Here is a 23,703-nt window from a genome sequence, read left to right on the forward strand (position 1 = left end):
TGTGCCAGCTCCTGAGATCTTGATGGAATGATGCAAAGGGCGCGCGTGGAATGGCAATGATATCTCACAACGATTCTATATAATTGCCGAATACGCTATAATCGAATGAAAATAGTAAGATGATGAATGATGTATAATTTAATTTATTGAAAATTTTTACTTTTTCGCAAGCGAAAAAGGTGGCTGCAAGCGGAAATATTGGGTGCAACCAGGATCGTAAAATAAGACGTTGATCCGGCTGACGTTGGAAAGCCAGAGGCTACGCACGAAAGCCGTGCGATGAAGATTTGACGTAATTTCGCGTGACGCAGCGCGGGAACAACGGGAAGCTGTGAAAATGCACGTATCTGAAACTGCCGCAGGTCAGCATTCCCGCTAACCGTCGACCTTCGCAATGAGTAGCCAACACTAAACTACATCAATAGAAGCTTACTTCTTGCCGTGAGTCGAGCACTTTTTAAGTGGCCGTTCTCAGTGCCGGAGCTGTGGTGGCGACGGCCGCCGTCCCGGGTGTCGACTAGGGTTTCGTCTTGAGCGTCGTCTTGAGCATCGTTTTGGGCAAGCGCATGAGAGGCAAATGCATGAGATCGCCAAAAAGGCAGTTGACAGGAGGCCGGTTTGTGCTCTTATTTTAACGAAATTTGATAGATGCTGAATATTTGTTTCATTTTTCGCCCGTCGATCCTTGAGGTGATACTAGAAATCTCATCGTGAAAGGTATTGCCGCGCCTGAGAGTAGGCCGTTTTCTGTTGTCTAAGCTGGATTGTTGGAGGTTTCCGCGCGGCACGGAAGCTGTTCTGGATTCTTGAAAGTGCATTCCATGTCCTGCCATTTCAAATCTCAGAGACCTCGGATTTGGACGCTTTTCCCAAAAGCTGTCGGGTTCGATTCCTTCGGAAATATTCGGAGAGCCCTATACGTTTTTCAAGAGCCTTATACGTGTTTTTCTGAATATCGCGCATATCAATCATAATATATACTGATAATTTCTTCCGATATCCGCTTGATGGCGGAATTTCGCCGTCATTGAGGAACTCATAAACACAGATATTCTATCCGTCAGGGGAACGGAATGGCTATTGACTTGAAGGAGGCGCTTCCAAGCGTTGCCGAGGGACCGGCGCGGGTTTTCTCGCGCATGATCAAGTTGTCTCGCGGCTTGTTCGCCTTGCGCTACCTCGCGGCTGATGACGATCGGCAGCCTCCTGCCATCGGCGTTCAGACGGGGCCCCGCAGCAGAGAGGCGCTGACGATCGTCGGAGGCCCCGATTCAGAGGAGGGCTTCCTGTGCAAGCCGGGCGACGCGGCGGTATTGGTTTCGCAAGGCGATGCCATCATCGTGGTCACCACCTATGTGGGCAGACACGCGCTGTCCGATGGCGTGAAGCTGAAGCTCGATCAGATCGATCGCCTCAGTGCGCGCGACAGTGAATTGGTGCGGGCGGCGAGGCCTCAACGCGCCAAAGCCGTTCCCCGCGACCGACGCGCGCCTGTTTTTCTCTCGGGGCATGTTGAAGGGATTGGCGCGCTGTCCCTTAAGGCCGGAGAACGGCTAGGCGAGGCAGGGTCAAGCCATGTGATCGAAGGATTTGCGATCCATTGGCCGCGCAGACCCGTCGGCGTCGATATCGCCTATGGCTGCGCCGATGTCGGCGGGAGCCAGGCTGTCGAGACACTGACGGGGGATTTTGTCGGCACACGCGGTAAAGGTGGGGCAATCGGTGGCCTCTTCGTCCGACTTGTCGGGGAGAGAGCAGGGCAGTTTGCGCTTGATGCCGAGGCGGTGTTCGCTGGCGGACGCCGCGTTGTCTCATCGTCTCAGGCGCTGGAGGCGCTCGTGGAGGAAGAGGCCGCGCCTCTCGTCGCGCTATCCGTTGCTGTCCTCGGGACGCTGCAGCGCGAGACCAGTAGTGCGTTGGGAGCGAGGCTCGATGTGAGCTCGTCTCAGGATACCGGCTTGATCCAAGCGGCGAGCTTGGATCAAGAGGCAACGGCGCTGACCGCGAATTCCATCATGGGCACTTCGCAGACAGGTGACCAGCGCGGGCGTCGCAATGTGGGGATCCGGCCCGGGCGAATTCGCCTTTTCCGTGGCATGCAGCGCTTGCCGGCTCCAGAAGCTGCTGAGTGAACGCGTGTGGGGACGTTCATGGGTTTTACGAGACGGGGCGAGCGGCCCGCGGCCCGTCATATGTGGTAGACGAAGGCGTCCATCTCGTCCTGTGAGAGACTTTGCATCTGGTCGAGCGTGTAATTGTCGAGCACGCCAGAGATCGCCTCACGCACGTCGAGCATGATGATCCTGACAGCGCAACGCCTCTCATCAGGGCAATCATCGCAGGGACGATAGGCCGTGCGGCTGGCGCATTGGATGGGCGCAAGCGGTCCATCGAGCACGCGGATGACGTCGCCTATGTAGATATCCTCCGCTGGCTTGGCGAGCATATAACCGCCGCCCTTGCCCTTCTTGCTATGCAGATAGCCAGCATTACGCAATTCACCGAGAATGGCGTCGAGGAACTTCTTCGGGATGTTATTGGCTTCGGCGATATCCGCGACCAGAGCGGATTGTCCACGCTGTAGTTTGGCCAGGTGGACGATCGCTTTCAGTCCGTATTTTCCTTTTTTGGTCAGCATTCCCTGTCAATCCCGAACAGCATAGAGCGCAATCGAGGCTCTGCCTTGATATCGCTGCGCCAGCGCGATACGCGCAGATAGTGATGGAATGCTCAAGATCAATGGCATGTCGACTGGCGAGAATAGGGGCGCCGCGATGGCATTGTCAGATCTTCATCGGTGCCAGCGTCCCTCTGGCCGTTTTGGGTCGATGGTGCAATGTCATAGCGGAAAATCAAGGTTCGCCCAGCCATCAATTATAGAACTCGGGCAGCCCAAGCTTGGCAGGCTGGCTAAAGTCCATCATTTGAATCGTTCCATAGCACGGACAAGGCCTGTTCGCCTATCGGCGCGGCGTGAGCCAGTGCATGGGCCGAGGTTCGCCCGCATATTTCTTCCACGGGTGATCACCGCGCGCGCAAGGCCATTGCATGCTCGGCTGCTGCCCTTAGATGTCCTAACATGTGTCCTCAACCGTCACATCGGCCATATCCAACGATCGGCGTGCCGTTCTTACGGCGAGCTCTGAGGACAAGGAGGAAGCCCATGACCGAGATCGCGATCAAGCCATTGCCGCCGCAGGAGGTCGAGCAGCGCCTCTCGCGGGAATTGCCGGGCTGGCGTCTGGTCGATGGCGAGATCCGGCGGCGCTTCGCCACCCACGGCTGGAAAGGCTCGCTGATGGTGGCCAATGTTATCGGTCATCTGGCGGAGGTCGCCTGGCACCACCCGGACCTCGTGGTGTCCTACGGCGGTGTCGAGGTGCGCCTGTCGACACATTCGCCGAAGGGCATCACGGATCGGGATTTCGCACTCGCCGCGCAGATTGATGCGGTCGTGCTCTGGCGGCCAGCCCATGCGGGCATTCTCGAGGGTACACCGGCTGATCCTGGAGCCGCTTATCTCAAAGACAAGGCTTGAGCGTCACCTCGGGGAAGGCGCCGCCCTAAAGGAACTGGCTCGCCCTGGACGGCTCCGCGAAGGGGTCGGCGCCGCAATCGGCGTGTATCTCGGCTCGCAGCGCCTCCATCAACGTGACAAGTCGGGTATCGCGCGAGATCTCCTCGCCATCGAGCGAGGCGATCGGGCAGATGAGCCGGAGGCTGTTGGTCGCGAAGGCCGCGTCAGCCGCTTTCAACTCAGCGATGGTAAGGCTTTGCTCGCGCACGGACAGACCGATCCCCGCAGCAGCGGCAAGGACTACCTGACGCGTTATGCCGGGAAGCACCCCGTCTTCGATCGGCGGTGTGACAAGCAGGTCGGCGCGCAGCGCAAAGACGTTGCCGGCGCTCGTGGCCGCGACCGTACCACGCGTGTTCAGGAGGAGGGCATCGTCGCAGCCCTGGCGCACCGCGTCTTCGAGCGCCAGGATGTTGTCGAGATAGGACAGCGACTTCATCCGTGAGAGCGGTGAGAATTCGTTACGGCGGATGGCCGCCAGCTGGAGCCTGAGTGGTCGGAAGGCCATGACCGGCTGCCAGGGTGCGATCGTCGCGAAGACGCAGGGCGACGGATTAGGGGGCAATCTCAGGCCACGGGGGCCCGCGCCACGGGTGATCGTGACCCTGACGGCGCCAAGCCCGCCGAGATCCGCGTTGGCCGCCGCATGCGCGGCCAAGGCGAGGATGGCTTCCTCAGGCCGCGTGTCGATCGGCATGCCGATCGCGTCAGCACTATTTCTCAGCCGTGTGAGATGCTCCATGAGACGCCAGGGCCGGCCACCCACGATGAGCACGGTTTCGAACAGCCCGTCAGCCAGAAGGAGGCCACGGTCCCCGGCCGCCAGCGTAAGCATGCCGCCTTCGTGAAGCGCGCCGTCGTGCCACAACATCGTCAATGGCTCCGGTTTTCATGCGTGTTTTCATGCGCGCTCTCCCGCGCGCGGTGCGCCAGACCGAGGAAGTTCCTGAGTATGGCATGGCCGTGGGGGGTCAGGATCGATTCCGGGTGGAACTGGATTCCATAGGTCGGTGCTGCCCTGTGGGCCACCGCCATGATCTCACCCTCGGGCGAGCGCGCGCTGACGAGGAGCGGCCCCGGCTCGTCGAGTTCCACGACAAGGGAATGGTAGCGTCCGGCCTGGAACGGTGTCGGGAGGCCCGCGAACAAGCCGCGCCGATCATGCAGGATGTCGGACGCACGGCCGTGCATCGGGTGGCGCGCGCGCGTCACCTGGCCGCCCAACGCGGCGCCGATGCATTGGTGGCCAAGGCAGATGCCGAGGATCGCCACGCGGCCATTGAGTTCGCGCACGAGATCGAGAGATACGCCCGCCTCCGCCGGTGTGCAGGGGCCCGGCGAGAGGACGATGGCCTTGGGATTGAGCGCCACGACGTCATCGATGGTGACGGCATCATTGCGCAGGACCGTTGTCTCCGCTCCCAGTTCCTGCAGATAGCGCGCCACGTTGAACACGAAGGAATCGTAGTTGTCGATCACGACGATCATGGCGAGGCCTCATCCGGTTCCGCGAAGGCGGCCGGTTCTGCGAAAGCGGCGAAGATCCGCTCGGCCTTGGCGAGGCTTTCGGCATATTCGGCGGCGGGGTCGGACAGCGCGGTGATGCCGCCTCCGGCATGGACCAGCGCCTCGCCCTCGGCCAGGAGCACCGTGCGGATGAGGATGTTGAGATCGGCTTCCCCGTTGAAGCCGAGAAAGCCGATGGATCCGCAATAGGCCTCGCGGGCTTCGCGTTCTATCTCCGCGATAATCTCCATGGCGCGGATTTTCGGTGCGCCGGTCACAGATCCGCCCGGGAACGTGGCGGCCAGAAGATCGACGAGGCCGCGATCCGCCATGAGCTGGCCTTTCACCACGGAAACGAGGTGATGGACGGAGGCATAGGTCTCAAGGCCGCAGACGACGGGTGTCGCCACGCTATGCGGTCGGCAGACACGGGAGAGATCGTTGCGCAGGAGATCGACGATCATGATGTTCTCGGCGCGATCCTTCTCGGAGGCTTCCAGCATGGCGCGCGCCCGCGCATCCTCTGCCGGATCGTCGCTGCGCGCGGTCGTGCCCTTGATGGGGCGAGCCTCGACATGCTCGCCGCTGACCTTCACGAGCCGCTCCGGTGAGCTGGACGCGAGCGTGAAGCCGTCACCGGCGATATAGGCGCTGAAAGGCGCCGGATTGGCAGCGCGCAGGCGGCGGTAGAAGGACCATGCCGCGAAGTCGTCCGGCAGAGCCGCCCGGAACCGCTGCGCGATATTCGCCTGAAAGATGTCGCCGGCAAGGATCAGATCGATGACGGCGGCGATAGCCATCTCGTAGTCGGCTTGCGTGAAATTGGAGCGCCATGCGTCCCGCGTGATCGCGGCATCGGCCGTTGGCGCGGATGGAGCGCTGTTGGTGATCAGCGCGTTGACGGCTTCCGCCCGAGCTTTGGCGCGCCTGGCGCGGGCGTCAGGGTCGGTTTCGGGCCATCCGGTCGAGATGATCGAGGCCTTCTCCGTCAGATGGTCGAAGGCGACGACCACGTCATAGGCATTGAGCGAGGCCGCCGGCATCGGCTTTGCCCAGGGCGGCGGCACGGCGGCCTTGGGCCGGTATTCGAGAACCTGTCCGAAGGTGTAGGCGAAGAAGCCCGCGAAGCCGCCCTGAAAAGGCGGTAGGTCCGGGCGGTTCGGTGTCGCGAAACGCTTGAGGAGGTTGCCCAGCAGGCCAAGAGCCATGGGGGCCGGAACGTCCGTCGCCTCGCCTATGTCGGGGGCCGACCAACTGGCCTCGCCATTTTCGACGATGAAACGCCCGAAGGGGTCGGCAGCCACATAGGAATAGCGGCCGAGCGTCTCATGGCGCATGGCGCTGTCCAGAAAGGTGAGATGCCTGAGATGGCCGAGCGTCTCCGCTACCGCGACAGCCTTCGTCCCGGGCGGGAGCGGCACGACATAGGGGAGGGACGCGTCGTCGCGTGGCGGTTTTCGCGCTCCGCTCTTTGCGTCAGAACCCCTGGCTTGCTTCACGACACGCTTGCCTCTTTTTGAAGACCGCCTGCCGTATCGCCGGGACAAGCCCGGCCATGACAGTTGGGAATGCTGAATGTCGATCGAAGCTAGGGTACGCGTTTGCCGTCACGATCGAAACTCTTGAGATAGGTGAGGAGATTGTCGACATCCTCATCCTTCGGCAGGCCGGAGAAGATCATCTTGGTGCCGCGCAGGAAATCGCGAGGGTTCTGCAGCCAATGCTTGAGATTGGCATCGTCCCAGGTGATCCCCGCCTCTTTGAGGGCCGGCGAATAAGTGTAGCCCGGAACGGTCGCGGCGGGCCGCCCGATGATGCCGTTCAACTGCGGCCCCACGAGATTGCGCGCGCCTTCTCCAACCTGGTGGCAGGCGCGGCATTTGTTGAACACGGTCGCGCCGGCGGCGGCATCCTGCGCATAAGCAGACGGCGCGCTCCCGAGCGCTGCAACACCAGCCGCGCATGCCAGCACGATGGCCGGAAAGGCCCATCTCATAAGGGACAATCTCCCCAAATCAGCCCGCCGCCGGCATGTCTCATGGCGCCATCCTCTCGATCCCGGCGAAATCCAACGCCGCGAGCCAATCCGCCACGGACCTGCCGTCGATCACGAGCGTGGGCGCGATCTCGGCCAGGGGCACGAGCACGAATGCGCGCTGCGTGAGGTGGGGATGCGGCAGGGTGAGGCTTTCGGTTGCCATCGCGCGGTCGTCATAGGTCAGGAGGTCGATGTCGATGACACGCGGACCCCACCGTTCGCGCCGTTCGCGGCCCAGTTGCCGCTCGACATCAAGACATTGCGCGAGAAGGGCCTCGGGCGTGAGTGGCGTCTCGATACAAGCGCAGGCGTTGACAAACCAGTCCTGATCCAGCTTGCCCCACGGGGGCGTGCGATAGTCACCGGAGCGCGCCTTCACCACGATGTCCGCCGCCCGTGCCAGCCTGTCGAGAGCCTGCGCGATCGTCGCGCGCTTGTCGCCGAGATTGCTGCCGAGGCAGATATAGGCCTCAGCCACCGCGCACCCGCGTGATCCGGACAGCGACGCTGTCGATGATGGCCGGCACGGGCGCGGACGGCTTCTCGACCTCGACGCTGATGCGTTCAACGCGCGGGAATTCCGCCAATGCTTCGTCGGCTACCGTTTGCGCCAGCGCCTCGATGAGTCGGAAGCGCCGGCTGGTCGCAACGCGCGTAACGAGCGCGGTCATCTGTCCGTAGCAGACCGTCTCGTTCCAGTCGTCGCTGTGACCCGCGGGCTCCGCGTCAAAGCCGATGTCGAGCGACACGTAGAAGCGCTGGCCGAGTTTCTTCTCCTCGTCGTTGTTGCCGTGATAGGCGAAGATGGCGATGCGCCGGATGAGGATGTGGTCGAGGGGCCGTGTCGTCATGGCGCACTCCTTGGGGCGTGTTCCCCGGTCAGGACATCGAGGCGCGCGGGGTCCTGCACCGCCTCGAAGATCCGGCAGGCGTCGCGGTGGGGGGCGACGTCGTGGACGCGAATGATATCGGCTCCATGGGCGAGCGCCAGGACATGGGCCGCGATCGAGCCGGCAAGGCGTTCGTCGGCCGGCCGGCTAGTCACGAGGCCGATCGTGGATTTGCGTGAGGCGCCGACAAGAAGAGGACAGCCGAGCGTTCGAAGCTCCCCGAGCCGCTGCAGGGCGATGAGGTTCTGCGCCGGCGTCTTGCCGAAGCCGATGCCGGGATCGAGAATGATGTCGCCCTGTCGCACACCGGCGCGGTCGGCCAGCTCTAAGGTTCGCGCGAAGAAAGCCTTCATGTCCGCGATGATGTCGAGCGCGGGATCGATTGTTTCGCGATTGTGCATGGCGACCACGGGTACACCGTGCGCGCCCGCCACCCCGGCCATGGCCGGGTCGCGCTGGAGGCCCCAGATATCATTGATGATGGACGCCCCCGCCGCGATGGCCGCCTCCGCCGTCCTGGCCTTGTAGGTGTCGATCGAGATCGGCATGTCATGGAGCGCTGCAATCGCCGCGATGACCGGACCGACACGGGCGATTTCCTCCTCCGCGGAAATTTCCGTGTAGCCCGGCCGCGTCGATTCCCCACCGATGTCGATGATGTCGGCGCCTTCGCTCACCAGGCGGGTGGCCTGCGCGACCGCCGCCTCATGGGTCGCGAAGCGACCGCCGTCGGAAAAGGAATCCGGCGTCACGTTCAGAATACCCATGATCAGTGGGCGCCGGCCGAGATCCGGAAAAACAGCGCGCTTCGGGGCTGTCGCATGCACCATCAAACGGTCTCGGTCACCTTGTTGAGATGGGGCGGGCGGTCGGGATCGAAGCCACGCTCGCGCGCCACCGAATCGGCCAGCGGATAAAAGCTCTGGATCAGGGCGATGGGGGCGGCGAGCGGATCTGTCCCGGCCGCGAGCGGCAGGGTCACCACGCCGCGCTCGCTCAGTCCGTCGCCGGCCGGACCGGCGATGATGACCGGCACACCACGATCCCGCAGACGACCGATGAGCTCGCGTGTCCCCTTCAAGGTTTCATCGGGCTGGCTCAGCACGAGGACGGGAAACTCTGGGCCGGCAAGCGCCTGCGGCCCATGCATCACTTCGGCCGCGCTGACGGCTTCCGCATGCAGGCCAGCCGTCTCCTTCAGTTTGAGCGCTGCTTCCTGCGCCACCGCGAAGCCCGTTCCGCGTCCGACCACATAGAGATTCCGGGCCGCGACGAGGGGGGCGACGGCGGCGTCCCAATCCTGTTCCAGCGCGGTCGCAAGTGTCTCCGGCAGGGCGGCGACCGCCTTTTTGAGCGCCGGGTCGTCACTCCAGTCCGCGGTGATCATGAGGCCGGCGGCGAGCGACGTGATGAACGACTTGGTGGCGGCGACACTGCGCTCCGGCCCTGCCTGCAGTGGCAGGACCACCTCGGACAGCGCCGCCAGCGGCGAGGTGGCGTCGTTGACGACAGCGACCGTCGTCGCGCCTTCATCGCGCGCGCTTTCGGCGAGATGCAGGAGGTCTGGACTGCGGCCGGACTGGGAGATGGCGAGGAACAGCGCGTCCGCGACGCGCAGCCTCGCCTGGTAGACGGAGCTGATCGACGGCCCGACCGAGGCGGTGACGACGCCGAGACGGATCTCGAAGAGATATTTGGCGAAGGTCGCGGCATTGTCGGAGCTGCCGCGCGCGCAGGTGACGGCGAAACGGGGCGGTTTGGCGCGCAGCCGTTGTCCGAGGGCTGTTGTCAACGCGCCGTTCTCGGTGATCAGGCGCGCGACGGCTCCCGGCGCCTCGCGGCTCTCGCGCAGCATGGCGGTGTCACGGTTGGCGGCATCGGAAATCATGGTCGGGTCCCTGGTGATAGATCGTCCTGCAGTGGCGCGAGATCTCCCAACGGCTGTGCATGCTGCCGTGCCATCAGGATAGCGCCGTCGATGGCGTCGGTGATCGGTGCGACGATGTGATGACGGGATAGGGGGGACAGCCAGGGCATCATTGGGCCGGCGAGCCCTCCCAGCAAGGCCACCGTCGGCGCACCAAGCGCCACGAGCCGTGTGATCAGAGCATCCGCGTCGTGGGCCGCGGCCGTGACGATGGCCGTTGCAACCGGATCCCCGGACAAGGCATGCGCCAGGATCGTCGGCGTGTGAGCGGCAAAGTCTCCGGGCGTCGCCGCGTCCGCCCAGTCCACGACCGCCTCGGCGCTGTTGCCGTAGGCGCCGAGCAACGCATCGGTCAGGGCTGAACGCGGCCCGAGTTCGTCAAAGGCCAGCACAGCGCGGCGGATACCTTCGCGGCCAATCACCGCGCCGCTGCCGCCATCCGAGACGATGGAGCCGTAGCCGCCGACGGAATGACGGACGCCTCGAACGACGGTAAAACCACAGGAGCCGGTGCCGAGGATGAGGATGGCACCTTCCGCGCCCTGGGTCGCGCCGAGCCAGGCGGCGTAGGCATCGGTGTCGACGCTGACGCTTGCGAAGGGATGCGGTCGTGCCTTGAGCTCCGCGAGAGGCTTGGACTGGGCCGCTCCCGCGAGGCCCAATCCAGCGTGCATGTGCGGTAACGCGTCTTCCGAGAGATTTCCGGCCTTCGCCGCGTCTCGAGCGGCGGCGAGGATGGAAGCCATCACTCTCTCCGGCCCAAGGCGGACATTGGCCGGGCCACCCCGGCCCTCGCCAATCAGCCGCCCGTCTCTATCACGGATCCGCGCCCGGCAATGGGTACCGCCGCCATCGATGCCGATGAAAAGCGCGTCCATCATGACGTCCACCGACCTCCCGCCAAAGACCTCCGCCACCGAATCCACGCCGCCGCGCGCCAGCGGATGGCCGGCACAACACGGCGTCATGGCCTCGATGTCAAATGGTCATTCCGCCGCCCCGGTGGCAAGGTCCAGGTCCGACTTCTCGCTCCAACTTCTCCGTAGACCCTCGCTTGCCGACTTCCCTCCGACTTCCGGGATTAGAATCGCAATTCCGTGCGGACAGGCGGGCGGTTCTCACGCAAGCGGCGGCTTGATCGTTGTCGGGCTCTCCAGCCAGGGTGGGGTGGGCAAGCCCTTTTCGCGAAGGAAGGTGGGATTGAACAGCTTGGACTGGTAGCGGTTGCCGTAGTCGCAGAGCACCGTCACGATGGTGTGGCCCGGACCAAGATGGCGCGCGAGGCGTATGGCGCCAGCCACATTGATGCCGGTCGAGCCGCCAAGACACAGGCCTTCATGCTGCAGCAGGTCGAAGATGACGGGCAAGGCCTCGGCGTCCGGGATCTGGAATGAGAGATCGACCGGCGCGCCTTCCAGGTTCCTCGTGATGCGTCCCTGGCCGATGCCCTCGGTGATCGAGGAGCCTTCGGACTTCAGTTCACCATGGGTGTAATAGTTGTGCAGCGCGGCGCCCATGGGGTCGGCGAGCGCGACGACGACCTTCGGATTGCGTTCCTTGAGGGCGACGCCCACACCTGCCAGCGTGCCGCCGCTGCCGACAGAGGCGATGAAGCCGTCGACCTTGCCATCGGTCTGGGCCCAGATTTCCGGACCCGTGGTCTCAAGATGCGCCTGGCGGTTGGCGACATTGTCGAACTGGTTCGCCCAGACGGCGCCTTCCGGCGTCTCCGCTGCGAGCTGTTCCGCCAGCCGGCCGGCGACTTTCACGTAGTTGTTCGGGTTGGCATAGGGCACCGCCGGCACTTCGATGAGTTCCGCGCCGAGCAGGCGCAACGCATCCTTCTTCTCCTGCGACTGGGTCTCCGGGATGACGATGACGGTCCGGAAGCCAAGTGCATTCGCGACGACGGCGAGACCGATGCCGGTATTTCCCGCCGTGCCTTCGACGATGGTCCCGCCGGGACGCAGCTGGCCTCTCGCCACAGCATCCTTGATCAGGTACAGCCCGGCACGATCCTTCACCGATTGACCGGGATTGAGGAACTCGGCCTTGCCGAGAATCGTGCAGCCCGTCAGCTCCGATGCGTGCTTGAGGCGGATCAACGGCGTGTTGCCGATGAGTTCGAGCACGCTGGGAGCAAAGGACATGGCAAGGGCCTCAAGGTGCAGTGCGATGGGATCTCCATCCAGATAGGATAGCACCGGTCCATTGTCCATGGAGGTGCGGGAAAGTCGATTAAAAACGGATTTTATATGTAGTTTTCCCATCCTTTGGCGCGACTGTCACGGGACAGATGGAACAAGTGTGGATAAGGTGCGCTATTGTAGGCGGGCGGCATCCACGCCGCGCTGGAAAGTGCAGGGAGAAATACTATGGGTCTGTTCAGCTTCATCAAGGAAGCGGGCGAAAAGCTCTTCGGCGCCAGCGAGGCGAAGGCCGCGACGCCGGACGAGTTGAAGAAAGAGATCGAGAAGAACGGTCTCAAGGCCGATGGTCTCGAAATCGCGGTCGATGGCGACAAGGTCTCGGTCAAGGGCAAGACCGTATCGACCGAAGAGGCGGAGAAGATCATCCTTGCGCTCGGCAATACGATCGGTGTCGCGAGCGTCGACAACGGCCTCGCCGTCGAGAAGGAAGCGGTTGCGGCTGTCATGTACACGGTGAAGAAGGGCGATACGCTCTGGAAGATCGCCGAGGCCAACTACGGCAAGGCCAATGGCGCCAAATACACCGTCATCTTCGAAGCCAACAAGCCGATGCTGAGCCATCCCGACAAGATCTACCCCGGACAGGTCCTGCGCATCCCCGCGCTCTGATCGCCGACAGGTGATATGACAGACGGCCTCCCCCGGCGAGGGGGAGGCGCGTCATGTGTGGACAGCACGCTCAGACATCGTGCGTTCCCATGGAAAGTCCTTGTCATTCCGGGGCCGCGCGTCAGCGGGGAGCCCGAAGCCCTGAGCACTGGTGGCTGGCAAGAGGAACGACGGACGGGCACTCTGTTGGCCGCCGTGTTCATGGATTCCGGGCTCGGACCTGTCGGCCCGCCCCGGAATGACGCGGTGGTTCAAGAGGCGATCAGCAACCCGTTGCCATACGTGCAAGCCGCCACGCTTTACGTGAAGGTGCGTCCGTCGGGATTGTCCAGGAAAGCGGCCGCGATCAATTCCCGAGTGTAGCTTTCCCGCGCGGCTTTGAAAATCGCGTCGACGGATCCGCGTTCGACCACCGCGCCCTGTTTCATCACGAGAATTTCGTCCGACAAGGCGCGCACGACGGCGAGATCGTGGCTGATGAACAGATAGGCGAGGCCGTATTTCGTCTGGAGATGCCGCAGCAGCTCGACGATCGATTTCTGCACGGACCTGTCGAGCGCTGACGTCGGCTCGTCCAGCACCACGACAGTCGGCTTGAGGATCATGGTGCGGGCGATCGCGATGCGCTGCCGCTGGCCGCCGGAAAACTCGTGCGGGAACCGGTGACGCGTGGCGGGATCAAGCCAGACTTCCTCGAAGGCCTCCGCGGCGCGGCGATCGCGTTCCGCGCGGCTGAGCCCGGGCTCGTGCACCATGAGGCCTTCCGTCACGACTTCACCGGCGGTCAGCCGCGGTGACAGCGAGCCGTAGGGGTCCTGGAAGACGAGCTGGAGATGGCGCCGCAGGGGCCGCATGGCGCGCCGATCGGTGGGGTGGATGAGGGCGCCGTCGTAGCGCACGCTCCCCTCGGCGGGCACGAGCCCGAGGATAGCCCGTCCGAGCGTCGACTTGCCCGATCCGGACTCGCCGACGATACCGATCGTCTCACCCCGGCGAACGGACAGATCAATGCCCTTCACCGCCTCGACGGTACGCACGTCGGTACCGAACAGACCGCGGCGCTGGCGGAAGGTGACGCGCATGTTTTGCGCAGACAGGACAACCGGACTCTCCGGCGGCACCGGTGTCTTGCGGCCTGTGGGCTCGGCCTCGATGAGCATCTTGGTATAGGCGTCGCGCGGTTTTGCAAACAGTTCGCCTGTAAGGCCCTGTTCGACCACGGCGCCATGGCGCATGACATAGGTGCGGTCCGCGAAGCGCCGGACAATGCCCAGATCGTGGGTGATGAAGACGATCGCCATGCCGAATTCGTGCTGGAGATCGCGCAGGAGGTCCAGGATATGGGCCTGGACGGTGACGTCGAGCGCTGTTGTCGGCTCGTCGGCGATGAGCACGTCCGGCTTGTTGGCGAGCGCCATGGCGATCATGACGCGCTGCCGCTGGCCGCCCGAGAGCTCATGCGGGTAGGAATCGATCCGCTCGGCCGGGTTCGGAATCTGGACTTTGGTCAATAACTCGACGGCGCGCGCGCGGGCGGCGCTCCGGCTCAGGCCGGAGTGGGCCATCAGGGGCTCGATGAGCTGCCGCTCGATCTTGAACAGGGGATCGAGCGAGGTCATCGGCTCCTGGAAGATCATCGCGATCGTCTTGCCGCGATAGCGGTTGAGCGCCTTCGGCGTCAGCCCGAGCAATTCCTCGCCGCGATAGCGGATCGAGCCCTGGGCGTTGCCGTTGGATGCCAGCAAGCCCATGGTCGCCATCATCGTCTGGCTCTTGCCCGAGCCGGACTCGCCGACGATCGCGACGGTCTCGCCCGCGCCTATGTCGATATCGATGCCCTTCACCGCCTCCACGACACCGTCATGGGTGGCGAAGGCGACCCTCAAGCCGCGGATCGCAAGGATGGGCTCCTTGACGGCTCCGTTCAGTGTGTCGCCGCTCTGCGCTGGGAATATGGTCTCGGCAACCATCAGCGATCTCGCGGGTCGAGGGCGTCGCGCAAGCCATCCCCGATGAAATTCAGCGCGAAGAGCGTGGACACGAAGAAGATCGCGGGGAAGATGATGAGATAGGGCGCGTTCTGGATATTGTTGGCGCCCTCGGCGATGAGCACGCCCCAGCTGGTCAGGGGCGCCTGCACGCCGAGGCCGAGGAAGGACAGGAAGCTCTCCAGGAGAATGATCTTCGGGACCATCAGGGTCATGAAGACAACCACCGGCCCGAGCAGGTTGGGGATGATATGACGGCGCAGGATCGCCGGTTCGGAGACACCGAGCGCATGGGCGGCCTCCACGAATTCGCGGCGTTTCAGCGCGAGCGTCTGCCCACGGGTGATGCGCGCCATGTCGAGCCATTCGACCGCGCCGATGGCGACGAAGATCAGCACGAAATCCCGGCCGAAATAGACGACGAGCAGAATGACGAAGAAGACGAAGGGCAGGGAATAGAGCACGTCGACGATGCGCATCATCACCATGTCGATGCGTCCGCCGAAGAAGCCGGCTGCGGCGCCGTAGCTGACGCCGATCACCAGGCTGACGAAAGTGGCGAGCAGGCCGACAAGGAGCGAGACGCGCCCGCCGACCATGATGCGGGTCATCAGGTCCCGCCCGGCGAGATCCGTGCCCATCAGGAAGAGCTGGCGCTGCACCGTGCCTTCGACGACGAGGCTCCTGCCGCCGTCCTCCGTTGCCACGACCCTGGCATCCCGGAACTGGTCGACACGGTCGATATAGCGCGTGTTGCGGGGATCAATCGGATTGGGCGCGGTCAGGGTGACCCTGAAGGTGGACCCGGTGATCGAGAAATCGCGCATGCCGATGCGCGCCCTGTCCAGCGCGCCTCTCATCGCTTCTTCCAGCGTGTCCTCAGCCGGATGGGCGCTGAGGCTCGGCGGCACGCCCACATAGGAGCGATAGACCTGATCGTAGGCATGGGGCGAGAGCCAGGGGCCGACGATGCAGAACAGCGTGATTGCGACGAGCACGATGAAGCTGACAACCGCGGCGCGGTTACGCCGAAGGCGCAGCAGCGCCAGCGCCGCGAGGCTGCGGCCAGGTTTGACAGCAGGTGCGCCAGCTGGCGTGAGCGCGGCGTCACTCATAGCGTACCCGTGGATCAAGGGCGGCGTAAAGCAGGTCGACGATGAGATTAAAGGCCACAACGAAGCCCGCGAGCATCACCACCGTCCCCATGACGAGCGTGTAGTCGCGGTTCAGCGCGCCATCCACGAAATAGGCACCGACGCCTGGAATGGCGAAGATCTTCTCGATGACAACCGAGCCGGTGACGAGAGCGGCGGCTGCCGGGCCGAGATAGGAGATGACGGGCAAGAGCGCTCCGCGCAGCGCGTGCGTGACGATGGTGCGGTTGGAGAGCCCGTTGGCGCGGAGCGTGCGGATATGGTCGGCGCGCAGAGCCTCGATCATCGCGCCGCGCGTCAGGCGGGCGATGACGGCCATCTGGGGAAGGGCCAGGGCGATTGTCGGGAGAATGCGGTGGCTGAGGTCGCCGCCGCCCCAGCCGCCGAGCGGCAGAAGGCCGAGCGCCAGACCGAAAACGAGCTGCAGCAACGGCCCGACGACGAAATTGGGGACGGTGACGCCGACCGTCGCGACCGTCATGACGGAGTAGTCGCTGGCGCTGTTCTGGTGCAGGGCGGCGAGAACGCCGGCGCTCACGCCGCCGATGACGGCGAGGATCAGGGCGCCGAAGCCGAGCGAGATGGAATAGGGGAGGCCGCGCATGAGCATTTCACCGACAGTGAAGTCGAGCGCGGAGTAGCTGGGGCCGAGATCGCCCCGGACGAGCTTTCCGAGATAGTCCAGATACTGGAAGAACAGGGGCTGATCGAGGCGGTAGGCGCGCTTCAGGTTTTCCAGAACCTGGGGAGCGACAGGCTGTTCCATATCGAACGGGCCGCCCGGCGCGAAGCGCACCAGGAAAAAGGCCACCGTGACGATGATGAACAGCGTGGGGATGGCGCTGGCCAGCCGTCGTAAGGTGTAGAAGAGCATGGCCACCAGCTCCGTGAACAGGATATCCCCCGCCGTGTGGCGGGGGATAAAGTCCAGGTCAAGGTACTATGCTGATGTAGCGGCTGCGATGCACGTTCTGCACGTTATCCTCGTAACCGCTCACCTTTGGCGAGACGAGGTGAAGCGAGGAGCGATAGATCAGCGGAATGATCGGCTCGTCCTTCATGATCATGGCTTCCGCGTCCGAAAGCATCTTCATCCGCTGAGCTTGATCGCCGGTCTCGTCGGTCTTTTTCAGGAGCGCGTCATAATCCGCGTTCTTGTAGCGCGAATAGTTGCTGACCGCGTTGTCGGACAGGCCGAGGAACAGGAAGTTCTGCGGATCAGCGTAGTCGCCCACCCACCCGGCGCGGGCGATGTCGAAATCACCCTTATTCTGCAAATAAGCGTAATGGCTCTTGATGTCGCTGTTCAGGAGGGTGACCTCGGCGCCAAGCACCGACTTCCACATATCGGCGACGGCGGTCGCCGTATTCTTGTTGCTGTCGTTGGTGTTGTAGCGGATCTCCACCTTCAGGGGCTTCAGTCCTGGGCCATAGCCCGCCTCCTTGAGGAGCTCCTTGGCCTTGTCCTCGCGATCGAGCTGGGTCTCGCCCGCGCTCGCGATCTCCGGCGGCGTGTAGTTCTGCAGGCCGGGCGGGGTGAGGCGATAGGCCGGCACGGCCGCGCCGCCCCAGGTCTTTTCCGCGAGGAAGTCGCGGTCGATGGCGAGCGACAGGGCGTGGCGCACGCGCGGGTCGTTGAACGGCGGCTTCTGGAAGTTGGTGGCGTAGTATTCGATCGAGAGATACGGTGCGGTCCGCACCTGAGCGCCGAGCTTCTCCTTGAGGAAGGTCAGCTGGTCGATCGGGAACTGGTAGTTGGTGTCGAGTTCGCCCGCCATGAAACGGCGTACCGCGGCGGCATTGTCCTCGGTCGGATAGAAGATGACAGTGTCGACCTTCACATCCTTCGCGTCAAAATAGTTCGGGTTCTTGACGACCTTGATGTGGTCGCTGGGCACGAACTCGGTCAGCTGGAAGGCGCCGTTCGAGACGAGGTTGCCGGGCCTGACGAAGTCCTTCCCGAATTTCTCGACGCTGGCCTGATGCAGCGGCAGCGCGGTCTGATGCGTCAGGAGTTCAAGGAAGTAGGGTGTCGGCTGCTCCAGCGTGATCTCGAGCGTCGCATCGTCGATCGCCTTGACGCCGAGCTCTGCCGGCGGCTTTTCGCCGCGATTGACCGCGCGCGCGTTCTGGATCGGATAGTGCAGGGCGGCGTAGCGGGCAGCCGTCTGCGGATCGAGCATGCGGCGGAACGAAAATACGAAGTCCGATGCCTTGACCGGATCGCCGTTCGACCACTTGCCGTTCTCACGCAGCTTGAAGGTGTAAACCTTGCCATCGGGCGAGATTGTCCAGCTCGCGGCTGCCGCAGGCGTCACCTTGCCCTTGGAATCATAGGCGAGAAGGCCATCATAAAGATCGCGCAGGATGTTGGCTTCGACGTCGATCGACGTCTGATGCTGGTCCAGCGTCTTCGGGTCGCCCGCATTGCCACGCCTATAGACAACCTCAGCCGACGCGCCCACAGCGAACGAGCCCGTCGCCAAAGCTGCGATCAGGCCGATGCGCAGGTATCTCGCTAATGTTTGCCAACTCTTGTCCATGATGCCGCCCACCGTCTCCGAATGGCGGGAATCTGCGCCAGCTCAGCGCCTTTGGCAACGGCTTTCAGCAGACATTATCGTGATGATGCCCATGTGTTAGTCACATTTATAGTTAACGCCGGTGATTTTGATTTGGCGAGACTTATAGGTTCGCGATATGGCTTCGGCGAAGGCGCGGCGAGACTTGCTCGCCTATCCGACCGTAGTTCGAGAACGCGGCGTGGTGCGTCTGCGTGCGCCCCGCGATGGGGGATGGAATGAATCCATTGATCGATCTGGACTACGAGGACGTGAGGCGTGGCCTCGACGATGGCTCGATCCTGCTGATCGACGTGCGGGAAGCTTATGAATATGAGGCGGGCCATATTCCCGGCTCCATTTCATTTCCCCTGTCGACTTTCATCCCGGCGGCGCTGCCGGAGGCGGGCAGCCAGCGGGTCGTCTTTTCCTGCAAGGCGGGTGTCCGGTCAGCGCAGGCTGTCGCGCTGATGCAGCAGGCGGGCTATCCGTTTCGGGAACACTATCGCGGCAGTTTTGCGGATTGGCTGGCGCGAGGCGGGGCCGTCGCTTTCGGCCCCGGCGATTGACCGTGGCCGCTCGGGCCGGCGCACCGATGCACATAATAGTAATATGTCCAGCATTGTGCACTGCAGCGCCAATCGGTATTCATGTGCGCTCACGCACTTGTAATTTGGCTGAAGTGCGGCACGTATATGACGCAAATTTTTCGGGCGTGTCGTTTGCTTGGCTCTGAGTCACCGACCGTCAAGACAGGGCAGAAGTCATGCAAACCAGAATGTTTGCTCGTTCTTTCTTCGCGGCGGCACTCTTCCTGGCCGGCGCAGTATCGGTGTCGGCGCAACAGCCCGGTGGGGCTCCGCCGCCGGTCACGGTCGCCAAGCCGCTCGTCAAGAAGATCATCGACTATGACGAGTTCACGGGGCGTTTCGAGCCGATCGATGCCGTCGAGGTCCGTTCTCGCGTGGGCGGCTATCTCGAATCCGTCGATTTCGAGGACGGCGCCTATGTCAACAAGGGCGATCTTCTTTTCGTCATCGACCGCCGACCCTTCAAGGCGACGCTGGATCAGGCGGAAGCAACGCTGGTCTCGGCCCAAGCCAGATTGAAGTTCGCCCAGGCGGATCTGGACCGCGCTCAGTCGCTCTCGCGCTCCGGGAATATTTCCGATCAGCTCCTTGATCAGCGCCAGCAGAACTTCCTGACTGCGAAGGCCGATATTGATGGGGCCGAGGCAGCTGTGCGCCAGGCACGGCTTGATTATGAGTTCACAGAGATCCGCGCTCCCATTTCCGGCCGCATCGGTCGGAAGCTGGTCAGTGTCGGCAACCTGGTGACCGCCAACACCACGCTGCTCACCACGATCGTTTCCCGCGATCCCATCTATTTCTACTTCGATCTCGATGAGCGGTCATTCCTCGCCTACAACAAGGTGTTCAACCTCGTTGACGACAGCATGACCAAGACACGGCCTGTCGAGGTGAAGATCGCGCTGACCGACGACCGCGAGCCTAGCCATACGGGTACGCTCGACTTCGTGGACAACCGGATGGACCAGTCGACTGGCACGATGCGCGCGCGCGCCATTGTCAAGAATCCGGACCTCAAGATTTCCCCCGGCCTGTTCGGTCGCGTCCTGTTTCCGGGGTCGCCGGAATATGAGGCCGTGCTGATCCCGGATGAGGCAGTGGCCACCGACCAGGACCGCCGCCTCGTCTGGGTTGTGGCTGACGACGGCACGGTCTCGCCGCGCATCGTGCGGCTGGGGCCGAAGTCGGACGGCTATCGCGTCATTCGCGACGGATTGAAGGGTGATGAGACGATCGTCGTCGTCGGCCTGCAGCGCGTGCGGCCGGGCGGCAAGGTCACCCCGCAGATGAGTACTTTGCCGCCGCAGCGACAATAGCAAGGTCGTCGCCCTGCTTCCCGGCGGGGCGGGCGCCAGGATTGACAGTCAAATCGTGCCTTTCCCGACGGGGCTGGCATGACGGCACGGCGGGCCTTTTGCCCGGCCGTTGGGCCGTCCGTACGCTAGGAAAGTTTTTCCGATGAAGTTCACGCATTTCTTCGTCGATCGTCCGATCTTTGCGTCGGTCCTGTCCATTATCTTGGTCATCGTCGGCTATATCTCCTACATCGCCTTGCCGGTCGCGCAGTATCCGGAAATCGCGCCGCCGACGATCACGGTGCGCGCAACCTATCCGGGCGCGAATGCCGAGACAGTCGCGGCAACGGTCGCGACGCCGATCGAGCAGGAGATCAACGGTGTCGAGGACATGCTTTACATGTCCTCCTATTCCGCGTCCGACGGTTCGATGACCCTGACGATCACCTTCAAGATCGGCACCGACCTCGACCAGGCGAACGTCCTCGTGCAGAATCGCGTGGCCGTTGCCGAGCCCCGCCTGCCCCAGGAGGTTCGCCAGCTCGGCGTGGTCACCCGCAAGGCCTCGTCCGACTTTCTTATGATCGTCAATATCCAGTCTCCGGATAATACGTTCGATCAGCTCTACCTCTCGAACTACGCCTTGATGCGCGTTCGCGATTCGCTCCTGCGTCTCGATGGCGTCGGCGATATTCAGGTCTTCGGTGCGCGCGAATATTCGTTGCGCGTGTGGCTTGATCCGAACCGTCTCGCTTCCTACGGGCTCACCGCGGGCGATGTTGTCGCGGCCCTCCAGGAGCAGAACGTCCAGGTGTCGGGCGGCGCGCTGGGCGCTCCCCCGCTGACGGCGGATGCCAAAGCTGCGTTCCAGCTGACCGTGCAGACGCAGGGACGCTTCAGCAACGTCTCCCAGTTCAACAATATCATCGTGAAGGCGGGTGAGGCCGGGCGTCTGGTCCGGCTTTCCGACGTCGCGCGCACCGAACTGGCGGCCCGCGACTACACCACCAGCTCCTATCTCAACGGCAAGGAAACGGTCGCCATCGGCGTGTTCCAGCGGCCGGGGACGAACGCCCTGCAGGCGTCGAACGACGTCATCGCCAGGATGGAGGAGTTGAAGAAGGACTTCCCCAAGGGGATGGACTACGCCATCGTCTACAATCCGACGAATTACATCCAGGCGAGCGTCAACGAGGTCTACAAGACGCTGTTCGAGGCGGTCGTTCTCGTCGTCATCGTGGTGCTCGTCTTCCTGCAATCCTGGCGAACGGCGATCATTCCCATCATCGCCATTCCGGTGTCGCTGATCGGCACCTTCGCGATGATGGCCGCCTTCGGCTTCTCCCTGAACACGCTCACCTTGTTCGGCTTGGTCCTCGCGATCGGCATCGTGGTCGACGACGCAATCGTGGTGGTGGAGAACGTCGAACGCAACATTTCATTGGGATTGTCACCACGAGACGCGGCGCATCGCACCATGGACGAGGTCGGCAGTGCGCTTATTGCCATCGCGCTGGTGCTCTCGGCCGTGTTCATCCCCACCGCCTTCATTCCAGGCATTTCGGGCCGGTTCTACCAGCAGTTCGCGCTGACGATCGCGGCATCGACGATCATCTCGGCGTTCAATTCGCTGACACTGTCACCCGCGCTCTGCGCTCTTCTTCTGAAGGCGCATGATCCTCACCACAGATCGCGCAACCCGCTCGTGCGGGTCGGCAGCTGGCTCGGCAACAAGTTCAACCGCGGCTTTGACCGCACGTCGAACGGCTATGCCCGCACCGTGAAAGGCATCGTCGGCCACAAGCTCGTGCTTCTTGTCGCTCTCTGCGTCTACGGCGGCCTCATCGCCGCGACGGTGCACGCAAGCCGTATCGTCCCGACCGGCTTCATCCCGGCGCAGGACCAGGGCTATCTGATCATGGTCATCCAGCTGCCGCCGGGCGCATCGCTCGACCGCACGGATGCCGTGGTGCAGAAGGCAACGCAGATCGCGCTCGATGTGCCAGGCGTGGCCAACGTGATCGGTGTTCCGGGTATCGATGGGTCGACCTTCACGGTGTCATCGAATTCCGCCGTCGTGTTCACGCCGCTCGATCCCTTCGAGGAGCGATTGGCGAAGGGCCAGACGGCCAACAGCATCGCGGGCATCCTCGTCGGCCGGTTGCAGGCCATTCAGGAGGCCTTCACCATCGCGGTGCCGCCGCCGCCTGTGCAGGGCCTCGGCAATGCGGGCGGCTTCAAGATGCAGCTTGAGGATCGCAATGGCGTCGGCGTGCGCCAGGTTCTGGCGGCTGCTGGCGACATCATCGCGCGGGCCAACCAGGACCCGAACCTCGTGCGCGTGTTCACGACCTTCGGCGCCAACACCCCGCAGGTCTATATCGACATCGACCGCACCAAGGCGCGCATGCTCGATGTGCCGGTGTCCAATATCTTTGAGGCGCTACAGGTCAATCTGGGCTCGGTTTACGTGAACGACTTCAATGCCTTCGGCCGCATCTACCAGGTGCGCGCCCAGGCCGACGCGCGTTTCCGTATCGAGACAGACCAGATTTCTCGCCTCCAGGTCCGTAACGGTTCGGGTGGTCTCGTCCCGCTTGGCTCGCTGGTCGAGGTCAGCAATGTGGCCGGCCCGAACCTGATCCAGCGCTACAATATGTACACAAGCGTGCCGATCCAGGGTGACACGGCGCCGGCCGTGTCCTCGGGCGCCGGCATCGCCGCCATGGAGCGCATCGCGGGCGAGCTCCTGCCACCCGGCATCAGCTACGAGTGGACCGACATCGCGTTCCAGGAGCAGCAGGCGGGTAACACGGCCATCTTCATCTTCGCGCTCGCCGTGCTGTTCGTGTTCCTGGTGCTGGCTGCGCAGTATGAAAGCTGGACATTGCCGCTGGCCATTGTGCTCATCGTGCCACTGGCGGTGCTGTCGGCGCTCGTGGGTGTGATGCTGCGCGGCATGGACAATAATATTCTGACGCAGATCGGTTTCGTGGTCCTGGTCGGCCTGGCGGCCAAGAACGCGATTCTGATCGTCGAGTTCGCGCGGCAGTCGGAGAATCACGGCAATGGACCGGTGGCCGCGGTCGTCGAGGCCTGCCGCCTGCGCTTGCGGCCGATCCTGATGACGGCTTTCGCCTTCATCCTCGGCGTGATTCCGCTGGCGATCGCGCAAGGTCCGGGTGCAGAAATGCGCCAGGCGCTCGGCACGGCGGTTGTGTTCGGCATGACCGGTGTGACATTCTTTGGTTTGTTCCTCACCCCGGTCTTCTACGTCGTCCTAAGGTCGCTCAGCTTGTGGCTGCGGCCGGCGAGAAATACGGTCTCCGAGGAACCAACCGCATCGACGCACGCATGA

General features: G+C 63.2%; 21 protein-coding genes. 6 read left to right on the top strand and 15 right to left on the bottom strand.

The annotated features are described in order from the left end of the window. Window positions 1-1,073: 1,073 nt before the first annotated feature. A complete protein-coding gene (locus tag KIO74_RS01820) occupies window positions 1,074-2,132 on the top strand; it encodes a hypothetical protein (RefSeq protein ID WP_213329972.1) in 1,059 nt (352 codons plus the stop codon). A 56-nt stretch (window positions 2,133-2,188) separates the two neighbouring features. On the opposite strand, the gene KIO74_RS01825 is transcribed toward KIO74_RS01820, so the two are convergent. Next, complete coding sequence (locus KIO74_RS01825) at window positions 2,189-2,638, bottom strand: RrF2 family transcriptional regulator (RefSeq protein WP_213329974.1); 450 nt, start codon at window positions 2,636-2,638, stop codon at window positions 2,189-2,191. A gap of 525 nt (window positions 2,639-3,163) precedes the next feature. On the opposite strand from KIO74_RS01825, the gene KIO74_RS01830 reads away from it, so the two are divergent. After that, window positions 3,164-3,538: a 4a-hydroxytetrahydrobiopterin dehydratase gene (locus tag KIO74_RS01830; RefSeq protein ID WP_213329976.1), complete on the top strand. Its 375-nt coding sequence runs from the start codon at window positions 3,164-3,166 to the stop codon at window positions 3,536-3,538. Between the two features lie 25 nt (window positions 3,539-3,563). Here KIO74_RS01830 and KIO74_RS01835 read toward each other — a convergent pair whose 3' ends face one another. From KIO74_RS01835 to KIO74_RS01880, 10 genes are all read right to left on the bottom strand, one after another. Beyond that, complete coding sequence (locus tag KIO74_RS01835; RefSeq protein ID WP_249730825.1) at window positions 3,564-4,448, bottom strand: aminotransferase class IV; 885 nt, start codon at window positions 4,446-4,448, stop codon at window positions 3,564-3,566. Window positions 4,449-4,450: 2 nt separating this feature from the next. Continuing rightward, window positions 4,451-5,065 carry an anthranilate synthase component II gene (locus KIO74_RS01840; protein WP_213329978.1) on the bottom strand — a complete coding sequence of 205 codons (615 nt, stop codon included), beginning with the start codon at window positions 5,063-5,065 and terminating at the stop codon, window positions 4,451-4,453. Continuing rightward, window positions 5,062-6,582, bottom strand: coding sequence for an aminodeoxychorismate synthase component I (pabB, locus tag KIO74_RS01845; protein ID WP_291980049.1), 1,521 nt, complete (start codon window positions 6,580-6,582; stop codon window positions 5,062-5,064). The genes KIO74_RS01840 and pabB overlap by 4 nt, the downstream gene beginning before the upstream one ends. Before the next feature lie 89 nt (window positions 6,583-6,671). Next, the gene (locus tag KIO74_RS01850) at window positions 6,672-7,079 is read right to left on the bottom strand and encodes a c-type cytochrome (protein ID WP_213329980.1); all 408 of its coding nucleotides are present in this window, start codon (window positions 7,077-7,079) and stop codon (window positions 6,672-6,674) included. A gap of 40 nt (window positions 7,080-7,119) precedes the next feature. After that, entirely contained in the window at window positions 7,120-7,599 is a 480-nt protein-coding gene (gene folK, locus KIO74_RS01855; protein WP_213329983.1) for a 2-amino-4-hydroxy-6-hydroxymethyldihydropteridine diphosphokinase, read from the bottom strand. Next, complete coding sequence (gene folB, locus KIO74_RS01860; RefSeq protein WP_213329985.1) at window positions 7,592-7,972, bottom strand: dihydroneopterin aldolase; 381 nt, start codon at window positions 7,970-7,972, stop codon at window positions 7,592-7,594. The genes folK and folB overlap by 8 nt, the downstream gene beginning before the upstream one ends. After that, entirely contained in the window at window positions 7,969-8,841 is an 873-nt protein-coding gene (folP, locus tag KIO74_RS01865) for a dihydropteroate synthase (protein WP_213329987.1), read from the bottom strand. The genes folB and folP overlap by 4 nt, the downstream gene beginning before the upstream one ends. Then, a complete protein-coding gene (locus KIO74_RS01870) occupies window positions 8,841-9,899 on the bottom strand; it encodes an SIS domain-containing protein (RefSeq protein WP_213329989.1) in 1,059 nt (352 codons plus the stop codon). Before KIO74_RS01870 ends, folP begins: the two co-directional genes overlap by 1 nt. Next, complete coding sequence (locus tag KIO74_RS01875; RefSeq protein ID WP_213329991.1) at window positions 9,896-10,906, bottom strand: glucosamine kinase nucleotide-binding domain-containing protein; 1,011 nt, start codon at window positions 10,904-10,906, stop codon at window positions 9,896-9,898. Before KIO74_RS01875 ends, KIO74_RS01870 begins: the two co-directional genes overlap by 4 nt. Window positions 10,907-11,056: 150 nt before the next feature. Further along, window positions 11,057-12,088, bottom strand: a complete 1,032-nt coding sequence (locus tag KIO74_RS01880; RefSeq protein WP_213329993.1) for a cysteine synthase A — start codon at window positions 12,086-12,088, stop codon at window positions 11,057-11,059. Window positions 12,089-12,313: 225 nt separating this feature from the next. On the opposite strand from KIO74_RS01880, the gene lysM reads away from it, so the two are divergent. After that, complete coding sequence (lysM, locus tag KIO74_RS01885; RefSeq protein ID WP_213329995.1) at window positions 12,314-12,757, top strand: peptidoglycan-binding protein LysM; 444 nt, start codon at window positions 12,314-12,316, stop codon at window positions 12,755-12,757. 299 nt (window positions 12,758-13,056) lie between these two features. On the opposite strand, the gene KIO74_RS01890 is transcribed toward lysM, so the two are convergent. Genes KIO74_RS01890 through KIO74_RS01905 form a run of 4 tightly spaced genes read right to left on the bottom strand, consistent with a single transcriptional unit; the run spans window position 13,057 to window position 18,442 of the window. Then, window positions 13,057-14,727, bottom strand: a complete 1,671-nt coding sequence (locus tag KIO74_RS01890) for an ABC transporter ATP-binding protein (RefSeq protein WP_213329997.1) — start codon at window positions 14,725-14,727, stop codon at window positions 13,057-13,059. Continuing rightward, complete coding sequence (locus KIO74_RS01895) at window positions 14,727-15,860, bottom strand: ABC transporter permease (RefSeq protein ID WP_213329999.1); 1,134 nt, start codon at window positions 15,858-15,860, stop codon at window positions 14,727-14,729. The genes KIO74_RS01890 and KIO74_RS01895 overlap by 1 nt, the downstream gene beginning before the upstream one ends. Then, window positions 15,853-16,773 carry an ABC transporter permease gene (locus KIO74_RS01900; protein ID WP_213330002.1) on the bottom strand — a complete coding sequence of 307 codons (921 nt, stop codon included), beginning with the start codon at window positions 16,771-16,773 and terminating at the stop codon, window positions 15,853-15,855. The genes KIO74_RS01895 and KIO74_RS01900 overlap by 8 nt, the downstream gene beginning before the upstream one ends. A 58-nt stretch (window positions 16,774-16,831) precedes the next feature. Then, window positions 16,832-18,442, bottom strand: a complete 1,611-nt coding sequence (locus KIO74_RS01905) for a peptide ABC transporter substrate-binding protein (protein WP_213330004.1) — start codon at window positions 18,440-18,442, stop codon at window positions 16,832-16,834. A gap of 257 nt (window positions 18,443-18,699) precedes the next feature. Here KIO74_RS01905 and KIO74_RS01910 point away from each other — a divergent pair, with 257 nt between their 5' ends. The 3 genes from KIO74_RS01910 (at window position 18,700) to KIO74_RS01920 (ending at window position 23,703) form a co-directional block, all read left to right on the top strand. Further along, window positions 18,700-19,029 carry a rhodanese-like domain-containing protein gene (locus KIO74_RS01910; RefSeq protein ID WP_213330006.1) on the top strand — a complete coding sequence of 110 codons (330 nt, stop codon included), beginning with the start codon at window positions 18,700-18,702 and terminating at the stop codon, window positions 19,027-19,029. Window positions 19,030-19,238: 209 nt separating this feature from the next. Beyond that, entirely contained in the window at window positions 19,239-20,366 is a 1,128-nt protein-coding gene (locus KIO74_RS01915) for an efflux RND transporter periplasmic adaptor subunit (protein WP_249730826.1), read from the top strand. Between the two features lie 142 nt (window positions 20,367-20,508). Then, a complete protein-coding gene (locus tag KIO74_RS01920; protein WP_213330010.1) occupies window positions 20,509-23,703 on the top strand; it encodes an efflux RND transporter permease subunit in 3,195 nt (1,064 codons plus the stop codon).

Source organism: Chelatococcus sp. HY11 (assembly GCF_018398335.1).
GTDB lineage: Bacteria > Pseudomonadota > Alphaproteobacteria > Rhizobiales > Beijerinckiaceae > Chelatococcus.

Bases quoted from the DNA above. Each gene is read 5' to 3' on its own strand.
- KIO74_RS01820 (WP_213329972.1), top strand. From the start codon at position 1,074: ATGGCTATTGACTTGAAGGAGGCGCTTCCAAGCGTTGCCGAGGGACCG.
- KIO74_RS01825 (WP_213329974.1), bottom strand. From the start codon at position 2,638: ATGCTGACCAAAAAAGGAAAATACGGACTGAAAGCGATCGTCCACCTG.
- KIO74_RS01830 (WP_213329976.1), top strand. From the start codon at position 3,164: ATGACCGAGATCGCGATCAAGCCATTGCCGCCGCAGGAGGTCGAGCAG.
- KIO74_RS01835 (WP_249730825.1), bottom strand. From the start codon at position 4,448: ATGTTGTGGCACGACGGCGCGCTTCACGAAGGCGGCATGCTTACGCTG.
- KIO74_RS01840 (WP_213329978.1), bottom strand. From the start codon at position 5,065: ATGATCGTCGTGATCGACAACTACGATTCCTTCGTGTTCAACGTGGCG.
- KIO74_RS01850 (WP_213329980.1), bottom strand. From the start codon at position 7,079: ATGAGATGGGCCTTTCCGGCCATCGTGCTGGCATGCGCGGCTGGTGTT.
- folB (WP_213329985.1), bottom strand. From the start codon at position 7,972: ATGACGACACGGCCCCTCGACCACATCCTCATCCGGCGCATCGCCATC.
- folP (WP_213329987.1), bottom strand. From the start codon at position 8,841: ATGGTGCATGCGACAGCCCCGAAGCGCGCTGTTTTTCCGGATCTCGGC.
- KIO74_RS01870 (WP_213329989.1), bottom strand. From the start codon at position 9,899: ATGATTTCCGATGCCGCCAACCGTGACACCGCCATGCTGCGCGAGAGC.
- KIO74_RS01875 (WP_213329991.1), bottom strand. From the start codon at position 10,906: ATGACGCCGTGTTGTGCCGGCCATCCGCTGGCGCGCGGCGGCGTGGAT.
- KIO74_RS01880 (WP_213329993.1), bottom strand. From the start codon at position 12,088: ATGTCCTTTGCTCCCAGCGTGCTCGAACTCATCGGCAACACGCCGTTG.
- lysM (WP_213329995.1), top strand. From the start codon at position 12,314: ATGGGTCTGTTCAGCTTCATCAAGGAAGCGGGCGAAAAGCTCTTCGGC.
- KIO74_RS01890 (WP_213329997.1), bottom strand. From the start codon at position 14,727: ATGGTTGCCGAGACCATATTCCCAGCGCAGAGCGGCGACACACTGAAC.
- KIO74_RS01895 (WP_213329999.1), bottom strand. From the start codon at position 15,860: ATGAGTGACGCCGCGCTCACGCCAGCTGGCGCACCTGCTGTCAAACCT.
- KIO74_RS01900 (WP_213330002.1), bottom strand. From the start codon at position 16,773: ATGCTCTTCTACACCTTACGACGGCTGGCCAGCGCCATCCCCACGCTG.
- KIO74_RS01905 (WP_213330004.1), bottom strand. From the start codon at position 18,442: ATGGACAAGAGTTGGCAAACATTAGCGAGATACCTGCGCATCGGCCTG.
- KIO74_RS01910 (WP_213330006.1), top strand. From the start codon at position 18,700: ATGAATCCATTGATCGATCTGGACTACGAGGACGTGAGGCGTGGCCTC.
- KIO74_RS01915 (WP_249730826.1), top strand. From the start codon at position 19,239: ATGTTTGCTCGTTCTTTCTTCGCGGCGGCACTCTTCCTGGCCGGCGCA.
- KIO74_RS01920 (WP_213330010.1), top strand. From the start codon at position 20,509: ATGAAGTTCACGCATTTCTTCGTCGATCGTCCGATCTTTGCGTCGGTC.